This is a genomic window from Vibrio halioticoli NBRC 102217, assembly GCF_000496695.1.
Lineage (GTDB): Bacteria > Pseudomonadota > Gammaproteobacteria > Enterobacterales > Vibrionaceae > Vibrio > Vibrio halioticoli.
Map to the genome: position 1 here is coordinate 1 of NZ_BAUJ01000106.1, position 1,306 is coordinate 1,306.

Genomic DNA, 1,306 nt, shown 5'->3' on the forward strand with positions numbered 1-1,306 from the left:
GGAGACTGTCCTAAATTCTGTGTAATTGCCTAAACTAAGCCTTAAAGGCTAAGGATAGGCAATATGAATAAGAAACAACTTGAAGCTTTCGCTAAGGAAGCAGCTAAAGGAATTAAAACTCCTGAAGACTTAACTGAGTTCAGCCAAATGCTGAAGAAAATTACGGTTGAGGCTGCTCTCAATGCTGAGATGGATGAGCATCTTGGCTATGAAAAACATCAATCCTCTAAGTCGAATAATTACCGCAATGGCAAGAGCAGTAAACGCGTAAAAACCGAAGATGGAGAGTTTGAACTCAATACTCCTCGGGATCGCCTAGGCTCGTTTGAACCCAAACTGGTCAAAAAACACCAATCACGTTTTACCTCTATGGATGACAAAATCTTGTGGCTTTATGCCCAAGGAATGAGTACTCGCGATATCGTCAATGCTTTCGATGAATGGTATGGCGCAGAGATATCACCCAGCCTCGTATCACGAGTGACAAATGCTGTGATCGAAGAAATAGTTGAGTGGCAATCTAGGCCGCTTGATGCTATTTATCCCATCGTTTATCTCGATTGTATTGTGGTCAAGATCCGCCAAGACAAACGTATTATCAATAAGTCGATCTTCCTCGCTCTAGGTATTAACACTGATGGTCAGAAAGAACTCATGGGCATGTGGATAGCAGAAAACGAGGGCGCTAAGTTTTGGTTGAGTGTTTTAACTGAGCTCAATCAGCGTGGTGTTGAAGACATTCTTATTGCTTGTGTGGATGGATTAAAGGGTTTTCCTGATGCCATCAACACGGTTTTTCCTCAAACACATATTCAGTTGTGTATCGTCCATATGGTAAGAAACTCGTTAAAGTATGTGTCATGGAAAGATTATAAGGCCGTCACAGCTGACCTAAAGCGTGTATACCGCTCAGCTACAGAAGATGAAGCTTTATTAGAGCTAGAGCGCTTTGGCGAAGCCTGGGATAGTCAATATCCACAAATCTCTAAGTCCTGGCGTAATCATTGGCAGAACCTCAACACGCTGTTTAACTACCCTGAAGATATCCGTAGGGCTATCTACACAACTAATGCTATTGAATCTCTCAACAGTGTGATACGTAAAGCATTAAAAAAGCGGAAGATCTTCCCGAGCGATGAAGCCGCAACGAAAATGGTCTACCTAGCGATCAAAGACGCCAGCAAGAAATGGACGATGCCCATTCAAAACTGGCGTCAGGCTATGAGTCGGTTTATTATCGAGTTCGAGGAACGTCTTGAAAAGTACATTAACTAAATGGCAATTACACAGAATCTGTTACAGCCTC

1 protein-coding gene is annotated in these 1,306 nt (G+C 42.6%); it reads left to right on the forward strand.

What is annotated here, in order from left to right:
- The first annotated feature begins 63 nt into the window (after window positions 1-63).
- Window positions 64-1,275, forward strand: a complete 1,212-nt coding sequence (locus tag VHA01S_RS17725) for an IS256 family transposase (RefSeq protein ID WP_023405715.1) — start codon at window positions 64-66, stop codon at window positions 1,273-1,275.
- Window positions 1,276-1,306 lie beyond the last annotated feature (31 nt).